Consider the following 9096-nt stretch of genomic DNA (forward strand, 5'->3'; position numbering starts at 1 on the left):
TTCGGCCTCACACGTGCGGAGCCAGCTTAGCGATCTTCCTTCTCCCCCGAAGAAACCACTCCACCCCATCGAGCACCTGGCAGCGTTGGTGCTGCCTCGCGGGAGCGTGGGTTCATTGTTCCGCTCCCGCCGGGCACCTGGCAGCTTTGGGGCGGTTGGCAGGGTGGGTTTGCTGTCCCGCTCCCACGTGCGCCTGACAGGGTTGGTGCTGCCTGGCGGAAAGCCGGGTTCGCTGGTTCCAGCCCATCGAGCGCTGGGTGGGCCTTGGTGTGGTCCGGCGGGGTGTCGGGTGGCCTTGCCGCTTGACCTTGCCGTTGGCGGGCGGGGGTGCGGTTGACGGGTGTTCTGTCGGTGGAGTGGTTGGCGGGGTGTTGTGGCTTGTGGGGTGGGTCAGCCTGCTAGTGCGGATACCCGGGAGAGGCGGGCTAACCAGTGTTCGCGGGTGGCGGGGTCGGCTTCTGCTTCGGTGTGGTGGGTGGGGTCGGGGGCTGTTCGGGGGACGGGGAGCCAGCCGTCTACCGGGTGTAGGGAGGGGGTTGCGGCGTCGGCTGTGAGGAGGGGCAGGGTGGCTAGGCCGCAGGCGTGGTTTAACTGCGGCAGTGCGCCTGCCAGGGCTAGGCCTGCGGCTAGGCCGACGCTGGTCTCCACTGCCGAGGACACCACGCACGGCAGGCCGCACGCCAGGGCCACCGCCAGTGCGCGCCGGACTCCGCCTAGTGGTGCGACCTTCAGGACCGCGATGTCCGCTGCTCCGGCCACCGCCACCCGCAGTGGGTCTTCCGCCCGCCGGATTGACTCGTCCGCCGCGATGGGCACGTCGACTCGTTTGCGGACGGCGGCCAGTTCATCGATTGTTCGGCACGGCTGCTCGACGTATTCCAAGCCGCCCGCTGCCTTGTCTAGGGTTCGGATCGCCACCACGGCCTCGTCGACGCCCCAGGCGCCGTTCGCGTCGATGCGGATCAGGCCGTTTGGGCCCAGCGCGTCCCGGACGGCGGCGATCCGCTCGTAGTCTTGGCCGAGGGAGGTTCCGGGGTCGGCGACCTTCACTTTCGCCGTGCCGCAACCGGATTCGGCCACGATCTCGCCCGCCCGCTCCGGCGACACCACCGGCACCGTGCAGTTGACCGGCACCCGGTCACGCACCGGCTCCGGCCACCCGACGTCGGCGGCTTCTCGGGCGGACGCCAGCCATGGGACCGACTCGGCGTCGGAGTAGTCCGCGAACGGGCAGAACTCGCCCCACCCGGCGGCGCCGCGCAGCAGCATCCCCTCACGGACCGTGATCCCGCGAAACCGGGTGCGCAGGGGAATGGCGTAGACCAGTGGCCGCTCGGCAAACACGGGTGAATCGTGACAGATCGGCGGTTACCGTGCCCAGGTGTCCCACCACCCGCGACTGGCCGACCTGCTCGCCCGCCCCACCGCCGACTTCCTCTTCTTCTGGGGCCACCGCCCCACCCCTGACGGCACCGTCGGCAAATCCTGCCTGAGCCAATGGTGGCCCGCCCCCACCACCATCGACGGCGAGCGCTACCCGACGGCCGAGCGCTACCCGACGGCCGAGCACTACATGATGACCGCCAAAGCCCGCCTCTTCGGCGACGAGGCCATCGCCGAGGCCGTCCTGGCCAGCCACACCCCAGAAGAAGCCAAGGCCCTGGGACGCCAGGTCCGCGGCTTCACCGAGGCCCGGTGGCGCGAGCACCGGTACGACATCGTGGTGCGCGCCAACGAGGCCAAGTTCAGCCAACACCCCCGCCTCGCCGCGTTCCTCCGGTCCACCGGCGCCGCGGTCCTAGTGGAAGCCAGCCCCGTCGACCCGGTGTGGGGCATCGGCCTCGCCGCCACCAATCCCGACGCCCGCCGCCCGGCGGCGTGGCCGGGCCTGAACCTGCTGGGATTCGCCCTGATGGACGTGCGCGACCGCTTGCGCCGACAGGTCGCGGGCGGATAGCGCTGCCCGCTGCCCGCTGCCCGCTGCCCGCTGCCCGGTTCCCGTTGGCCGTTGCCGGGTGCCCGTTGGCCGGTGCCCGGTGCCGGTGCCGGTGTCCGTTGCCCGTTGGCCGGTGCCGTTGACCGGTTCCCGTTGGCCGGTGCCTGGCGCCCGGTGGCCGCTGCCCCGGTGGCCCGGACCGTTCCCCCAGGGCGGGCAGTGAGTCATTCGGAAGTCGATCAGGCCGTTGGACAGGGCGACAGCCCTGCCTGCGGGGTCGTCCGCACAGTGCACGACGTGACTGCTCGGTGGCGGGTTCGGCAGGCGGCCGGTTGTGGCCCGAGGCGGGGTGGCGGGACGCACGGCCGCCCGCTGGTGGGTGCGGCTGGGGCGGAGGTGCGGGGGGTTTGGCGCTAGGGAAGGCTCGGCGGCATGCGCGTGATGGATCGTTCTGAGTGGTTGGAGTTTGTTCTTCACGGGACCCGGACGGGGAAGCTCGCGACCGTTCGGCGCGACGGCTCCCCGCATGTGGCACCGGTCTGGTTCCTGGTGGACGAAGGGGAGTCCGGTGATCGGATCGTGTTCACCACGGGGGCCGACACCGTCAAGGGAAAGGCGTTGCGCCGGGACCCCCGGTTCTCGATGTGTGTCGACCTGGAGGCGGCGCCGTTCGCCTTCGTGCAGTTTCAGGCTGAGGCCGAGCTGTCGGCGGACCTGGACCTGATGCTGCACTGGGCGACCCGGCTCGGGGCCCGCTACATGGGCGAGGACGCCGCGGAGGCGTTCGGGAAGCGCAACGCGGTGGTGGGGGAGTTGTTGGTGTTCGGTCGGATCACCAAGACCGTCGCCCTGGCCGACATCGCCGACTGAGGGCTCTCGTAGGGTCGGGGCATGCGGAGCCTTGCAGCGGTGCGCCAGTGGCCGGTCGACAACGTGGCGGCGGCCGTCGTCGCGGCGGACGGGACCGTGGTGGGGGCGGAGGGCGACCAGGCGCGGGAGTTCCGGCTCGCGTCGGTGACCAAGCCGTTGGCGGCCTACGCGATCCTGGTCGCCGTCGAGGAAGGCGCGATCGAGTGGGAGCAGCCCGCCGGTCCGCCGGGGGCGACGGTGCGGCACCTGATGGCGCACACCTCCGGGCTCGGGTTCGACACCACCAGCGTCCAAGCGCGGCCGGGCGCCCGCCGGATCTACTCGAACACCGGGTTCGAGGCCCTGGCCGACCTGGTGCACCTCGCCACGGGCATCCCGTTCGACCAGTACCTCGCGGAGGCCGTCTTCGAGCCGCTGGGCATGACGGCGTCCCGGCTGGCAGGCTCGGCGGGCGCGGGCGCGGTGTCGACGTGCGGCGACTTGGCGCTGTTCGCCGCCGAGTTGCAGGCGCCCACGCTGGTGTCCGCGCCGACCGTGGCCGAGGCGACCACGGTGGCCTTTCCCGGCCTGAACGGCGTCCTGCCCGGCTACGGCATGCACAAGCCCAACGACTGGGGCCTGGGCTTCGAGATCCGGGCGACCAAGAGTCCACATTGGACTGGTAAGACCAGTTCGCCTCGGACCTACGGCCACTTCGGCCAGTCCGGAACGTTCCTGTGGGTCGACCCCGACGCCGAAGCGGCCTGCGTCGCCCTCGCCGACCGCGACTTCGGCGACTGGGCGATCCAGACCTGGACCCCCTTCACCGACAGCGTGCTCGCCGAACTCGCCAGCGCCTAGCGACAGTGGGAGCCTTCCGCTCCGGCGAAGCCGCCGAGCGAGAGCGGAAAACCACAGCCAGGCCCGGCGCGGCCGGGTCGGTGGTCTCGGCGAGCCACGGCCAGACCCGGGACCTGCGTGTGCCCCCAGGCCACCCTGGCTCGCGGGCTTTCGTGCTGTCGTTCGGAGGTGTGATCGCATGCTTCGACGCTAGGAACGGGCACCGACAATTTCGGTTCCGTATCGCGCCGAGGCCGATCGATTCACTCGAAAGTGGATCAGGCGGGCCGCTGGGCGGGCGGGTCGGAGTCCGGGGCCAAGTCGGGGTGGGTCTTGGTCACTTCGCGGGCGGCCTTCTTCGCCTCGTCGATGCGTTCGCGGGACTGTTCGGCTCGTTCGCCGTTGTCTCGGATCGGCTTCTCCGGGATCTCGGTCACGGGGGCACCCTCCTGTCCGTCGTTCGGAAAGAGGGTGCCCGGGTGGGGCGGGGTGAAACTCAGCCGATCTCGGGGATCGGGGGGCCGAGCAGGTCGTCGGCGTCGCAAATGCGGTACGCGTAGCCCTGCTCGGCCAGGAAGCGCTGGCGGTGGGCGGCGTACTCGGTGTCGAGGGTGTCGCGGGAGACGACCGAGTAGAAGTGGGCCTGGCGGCCGTCGCCCTTGGGCCGCAGGAGCCTGCCCAAGCGCTGCGCTTCCTCCTGGCGGGAGCCGAAGGTGCCCGACACCTGGACCGCGACCGACGCCTCGGGCAGGTCGATGGAGAAGTTGGCGACCTTGGACACCACCAGGGTCCGCAAATCGCCGCGGCGGAAGGCGTCGAAAAGCTCCTCGCGTTCGCGGTTCTTGGTGGCGCCCTGGATGACCGGGGCGTCGAGGGCTTCGCCGAGTTCCTCCAACTGGTCCAGGTACGCGCCGATGACCAGGGTGGGCTCGTCGGGGTGGCGGTCGAGGATCGAGCGAACGACGCCGATCTTGGTGCGCGCCGTCGAGCAGAGCTTGTAGCGCTCCTCCGGCTCCGCGGTGGCGTACTGGAGGCGCTCGTTGTCGGTCAGGGTCACGCGGACCTCGGTGCACTCCGCGGGCGCGATCCAGCCCTGCTGCTCGATGTCGCGCCACGGCACGTCGTAGCGCTTGGGGCCGATCAGGGAGAACACGTCGCCCTCCCGGCCGTCTTCGCGTACCAGGGTGGCGGTAAGGCCGAGGCGGCGGCGGGACTGGAGGTCGGCTGTCATCCGGAACACCGGCGCGGGCAGCAGGTGGACCTCGTCGTAGACCACCAGGCCCCAGTCGCGGGAGTCGAACAGTTCGAGGTGGCGGTACTCGCCTTTGCTCTTCCGCGTGATCACCTGGTACGTGGCGATGGTGACCGGGCGGATTTCCTTGCGTTCGCCGGAGTACTCGCCGATCTCTTCCTCGGTGAGGGACGTGCGCGCGATCAGCTCGCGTTTCCACTGCCTGCCCGCGACCGTGTTGGTCACCAGGATCAGCGTGGTGGCCTGCGCCTGGGCCATCGCGGCCGCGCCGACCATCGTCTTGCCTGCCCCGCAGGGCAGCACGACCACGCCGGAGCCGCCCGCCCAGAACGACTCGGCGGCCATCCGCTGGTAGTCGCGCAGCTCCCAGTCGTCCTCGACCAAGGCGATCGGGTGGGCCTCGCCGTCGACGTAGCCCGCGAGGTCCTCGGCGGGCCAGCCGACCTTGAGCAGCAGCTGCTTGAGCCTGCCGCGCTCGCTCGGGTGCACCAGGACGGTGTCGTCGTCGATGCGCGCGCCCAGCATGGGGGCGACCTTCTTGTTGCGCAGGACCTCTTCGAGCACCGCGCGGTCGGTGGAGGTCAGCACCAGGCCGTGCACGGGGCTGTTCTGCAGCGTGAGCCGACCGAACCGGCCCATGGTGTCCACGATGTCGATCAGCAGCGGCTGCGGCACCGGGTAGCGCGAGAACGTCGACAGGGCGTCGACCACCTGCTCGGCGTCGTGCCCGGCGGCGCGCGCGTTCCACAGCGCCAGCGGCGTCACCCGGTAGGTGTGCACGTGCTCCGGGGCGCGCTCCAGCTCAGCGAACGGCGCGATCGCCATCCTGGCGTCGGTCGACCGGGGGTGGTCGATCTCCAACAGCAGGGTCTTGTCGGACTGCACGATCAGCGGGCCATCGGTCACTTGTCCCTCGCTCCTGCGCTCGGCTGCGCTCCAGTGTCCCAAACGACTTACCGGCCGCGGTTAGTCCCACCTTTGGCGCAGCCCACACCGACCGACAGCATTGACCAGGCCGCGTTAGTCGCGGGCCGAGCCGATACCGTCCCCGTGGCCCCACTCACTCGCCGGAGGCGCAGCATGAGTACTTCCGACCCCCGCCCGCGCAAGCTGCCGGTCTGGGCGGTGGCGCTGATCGGCGTGCTCATCGCGGGCGGCGGCTTCGTGGTCTTCCGGTACGTCCTGGCCGACTCGCCGAGCGCGATGTCGACGGCGGAGTGCGCGTCGGTCACCGGCGCGGACGACGCGGCCGCGGTGGCGGCGGCGGACTGCGACGACGAGGACGCCACTTTCCGGATCGCTCTGAGGAAGGACCTCTCGGCGGCCGGTTGTCCGGACGGCGCTTACCGGGAGTTGCGGACCGGCGAGAACCTCTTGTGCCTGATGCCCAACTTCCGCGCGGGCAACTGCTACGCCGAGGACGACAAGAACCAGTCGTTCCGGGTCAGCCCGTGCGATGGCCCGGACACGATCCGCGTCTCGCGGGTCATCGACGGCTCGACCGACCCGTCGCCGTGTCCGAAGGGGAGCGGCCTGGGGTACCCGGAGCCGCCGACAGTGTTCTGTATAGAGACTCCCGGAGTGTCCTGATCGCACGGTGCTGTGTGGATCACGGTAAGTGATTCACGAGTGGAATCCGCCGTTTCCCCATCTGGCTGTCGTCCAATCGGGTTAGATGACGGCGCCGCATCGGACGCGGTCACAGGGGGACGGCGCTCGGACCCCTCTTCAGGAACTCCACGAGGTGTCACGATGTCTCACCCGCAGCAGCCGGGTCAGTTCGGTCCCCCGCAGCCGTACCACCCGGGGCAGCCGATGCCGTACGGGCAGCAGCCCCCGCCGCCGTATGGCCAGCAGCCTCCGCCGCCGTACGGCCAGCAGCCCCAGCCAGGCCAGCCCCACGGCCAACAGGACCCCGGCCAGCCTTACGGCCAGCAGCCTGGCCAGCCCTATGGCCAGCCGCAGGATCCCGGCCAGCCCTATGGCCAGCAGCCTCCGCCGCCGTTCGGGCAGCAGCCGCACCCCGGTTTCCCGCCCGCTCCGCCGGAGGGCGGCGGTGGCGCGCCCAAGAGCAAGGCCAAGGTCATCCGGCTGGTCGTCGGCCTTGTCGTGGTGGTGGCGATCGGCATCGCCGCGTTCTCCTTCTTCGGCACTTCGGCGGCGAGCGCCGACCCGGGCGACTGCATCAAGGTCAACAGCGCCGACGCCAACGACGCCGACGTCGAGAAGATCGACTGCGCCAAGCCGGAGGCCGTCTACAAGGTCGGCAAGAAGCTCGACACCAGCGCGGGCGTGTGCGGCGACGACTACGAGAGTTACTCGGAGCGCCGTACCGGCAGGCGCAGCAGCGGTAAGAGCTTCACTCTGTGCCTCATGCTCAACGCCAAGGAAGGCGACTGCTTCGACAACGTCGTCAACACGACCGCGGGCGGCAAGGCCGTTCGCGTGCCCTGCACGGGTGGTGGCGCCGAGATCAAGGTCGCGGCCGTGGTCAACGGCAAGGCCGACGAGGACGCGTGCGCCCGCGGGACCGACCGCGCGTTCGTCTACAGCCAGCCGCCGACGACGTTGTGCATGGAGCGCGTGAAGTAGGCGATTCCAGTGGGAAGGGCCCGGCGCGCGCCGGGCCCTTTCTAGTTTTTCGCGGCGGCCGTGCCCCGCAGCAGTTCGGCGACCTTGGCCCGCAGGTCCACGAACGTCTCGCTGGCCCGGGTCTTGATCTGATCGCGGGCATTGCCCAGGTCGACGGGCAGGTCGGCGACCACCGAGGCGGGGGACTTGGTCAGGACCAGCACCCGGTCGCCGAGGTAGACGCTCTCATCGATGTCGTGGGTGACCAGCAGGACCGTGGTGTCCTGGTCGCGGCGCACGCGCAGCAGCAGGTCCTCCAGCTCGAACCGGGTCTGCGCGTCGACCGAGGCGAACGGCTCGTCCATGAGCAGCAGCGACGGCCGGTACGCCAGCGCCCGCGCGATGGCCACCCGCTGCTGCATGCCGCCGGAGAGCTGTCCCGGGTGCTTGCGCCCGGCCTGGTCCAGCCCGACCGAGGCCAGCGCCTCCCGGGCGCGCGCGGCCCGCTCCGACCGCGGCAGGCCGCGCAGCGGGAACTCGACGTTGCGCTGCACCGTCAGCCACGGGAACAGCGACCGGCTGTAGTCCTGGAACACGACAGCCAGCTCGGACGGCACCCCGTCCACCCGGGTCCCGCGCAGGCTTACCGTGCCGCGGGTAGGCGTGATCAGACCCGCGATCGCGCGGAGCAGAGTGGACTTACCGCAGCCTGACGGTCCCACGACGCACACCAGTTCGCCCGCGTCGACAGTGAAGGTGAGGCCGTCGACAGCGTTGTGCGCGCCGTCCTTGCCCGGGTAGGTGTGTCCGAGGTCGGTGACTTCGAGCATGGTGGGCAACGTCATCCTCCGGTGGCGCTCGACCGGGCTTCGAGGGAGTGCCGCGGCTGCCAGGCCAGCGCGCGCCGCTCGAAGGCCAGCAGCAGGGTGTTGAACAGGTAGCCGAGCACGCCGAGCAGCACGATCCACGCCCACATGGCGGGCAGCTCGTAGTCGCGCTGGGCGCGCACGAGCTGGTTGCCGATGCCGTTGACCGAGCCGACCAGCTCGGCGACGACCATCAGGATCAGCGCGATCGACAGGCTCAGCCGCAGCCCGGCGAAGACCTTCGGCGCCGCGGCGGGCAGCACGACCCCGAACGTCCACTGGGCCCGCGACAGCCGGAACGCCCGCGCCGTGTCGGTCTTGGTCGCGTCCACGCTCCGCGCGCCGTCGACGGTGTTGAGCAGCACCGGCCAGATCGTGCCGAAGACGATCGTGGGGAGCTGCATGCTGGTGATCCCGACCGAGGCCACGAAGAACGGCACCAGCAGCGGCGGCGGGATGGACCGCATGAAGTTGACGGTCGCGCCCAGGTAGGCCATGGCGGCGCCGGACCGGCCGAGCAGGACGCCCAGCGCGACGCCGATGACCGCGGCGAGCGCCCAGCCGAGCAGCATCCGCCCGACGCCGGGGGCGATGTGGTCGCCGAAGGCGGGGGAGAACCAGAGCGTGCCCGCGGTCTTGGCGATGGTCGACGGCGGCGGGAAGAACCGGTCGCCCGCCTGCCGGGTGGCCAGTTCCCACAGGGCGACGGCGACGGCGAAGCAGGCCCAGCGCTGCGCGATCCGCTTGAGCGCGTTCACTCGGCCACCTCACAAGTTCGGTGG

The 9096-nt window shown here is 70.7% G+C and carries 10 protein-coding genes; 5 read left to right on the forward strand and 5 right to left on the reverse strand.

What is annotated here, in order from left to right; translation table 11 throughout:
• Positions 1-390: 390 nt before the first annotated feature.
• Positions 391-1344, reverse strand: coding sequence for an o-succinylbenzoate synthase (locus ACZ6SD_RS25045; RefSeq protein ID WP_465319427.1), 954 nt, complete (start codon positions 1342-1344; stop codon positions 391-393).
• Positions 1345-1381: 37 nt separating this feature from the next.
• Here ACZ6SD_RS25045 and ACZ6SD_RS25050 point away from each other — a divergent pair, with 37 nt between their 5' ends.
• From ACZ6SD_RS25050 to ACZ6SD_RS25060, 3 genes are all read left to right on the forward strand, one after another.
• A complete protein-coding gene (locus ACZ6SD_RS25050) occupies positions 1382-1957 on the forward strand; it encodes an NADAR family protein (RefSeq protein ID WP_465319428.1) in 576 nt (191 codons plus the stop codon).
• A gap of 411 nt (positions 1958-2368) precedes the next feature.
• Positions 2369-2806 (forward strand): PPOX class F420-dependent oxidoreductase, encoded by a 438-nt coding sequence (locus ACZ6SD_RS25055; RefSeq protein ID WP_465319429.1) that lies wholly within the window; start codon positions 2369-2371, stop codon positions 2804-2806.
• 21 nt (positions 2807-2827) lie between these two features.
• Complete coding sequence (locus ACZ6SD_RS25060; RefSeq protein WP_465319430.1) at positions 2828-3646, forward strand: serine hydrolase domain-containing protein; 819 nt, start codon at positions 2828-2830, stop codon at positions 3644-3646.
• A gap of 257 nt (positions 3647-3903) precedes the next feature.
• Here the strand turns inward: ACZ6SD_RS25060 and ACZ6SD_RS25065 are convergent, their stop codons facing one another.
• Both ACZ6SD_RS25065 and ACZ6SD_RS25070 read right to left on the reverse strand, forming a co-directional pair.
• Complete coding sequence (locus ACZ6SD_RS25065; protein WP_465319431.1) at positions 3904-4062, reverse strand: hypothetical protein; 159 nt, start codon at positions 4060-4062, stop codon at positions 3904-3906.
• Positions 4063-4121: 59 nt separating this feature from the next.
• Positions 4122-5783 carry a DNA repair helicase XPB gene (locus ACZ6SD_RS25070; RefSeq protein WP_465319432.1) on the reverse strand — a complete coding sequence of 554 codons (1662 nt, stop codon included), beginning with the start codon at positions 5781-5783 and terminating at the stop codon, positions 4122-4124.
• Between the two features lie 174 nt (positions 5784-5957).
• On the opposite strand from ACZ6SD_RS25070, the gene ACZ6SD_RS25075 reads away from it, so the two are divergent.
• Both ACZ6SD_RS25075 and ACZ6SD_RS25080 read left to right on the forward strand, forming a co-directional pair.
• A complete protein-coding gene (locus ACZ6SD_RS25075; RefSeq protein WP_465319433.1) occupies positions 5958-6467 on the forward strand; it encodes an LppU/SCO3897 family protein in 510 nt (169 codons plus the stop codon).
• A 162-nt stretch (positions 6468-6629) separates the two neighbouring features.
• A complete protein-coding gene (locus ACZ6SD_RS25080) occupies positions 6630-7469 on the forward strand; it encodes an LppU/SCO3897 family protein (RefSeq protein ID WP_465319434.1) in 840 nt (279 codons plus the stop codon).
• 41 nt (positions 7470-7510) lie between these two features.
• On the opposite strand, the gene ACZ6SD_RS25085 is transcribed toward ACZ6SD_RS25080, so the two are convergent.
• The gene (locus ACZ6SD_RS25085; protein ID WP_465319477.1) at positions 7511-8287 is read right to left on the reverse strand and encodes an ABC transporter ATP-binding protein; all 777 of its coding nucleotides are present in this window, start codon (positions 8285-8287) and stop codon (positions 7511-7513) included.
• Positions 8288-8289: 2 nt separating this feature from the next.
• Positions 8290-9072 (reverse strand): ABC transporter permease, encoded by a 783-nt coding sequence (locus ACZ6SD_RS25090; protein WP_465319435.1) that lies wholly within the window; start codon positions 9070-9072, stop codon positions 8290-8292.
• Between the last annotated feature and the right edge of the window lie 24 nt (positions 9073-9096).

The organism is Actinokineospora sp. NPDC051303, assembly GCF_055586285.1.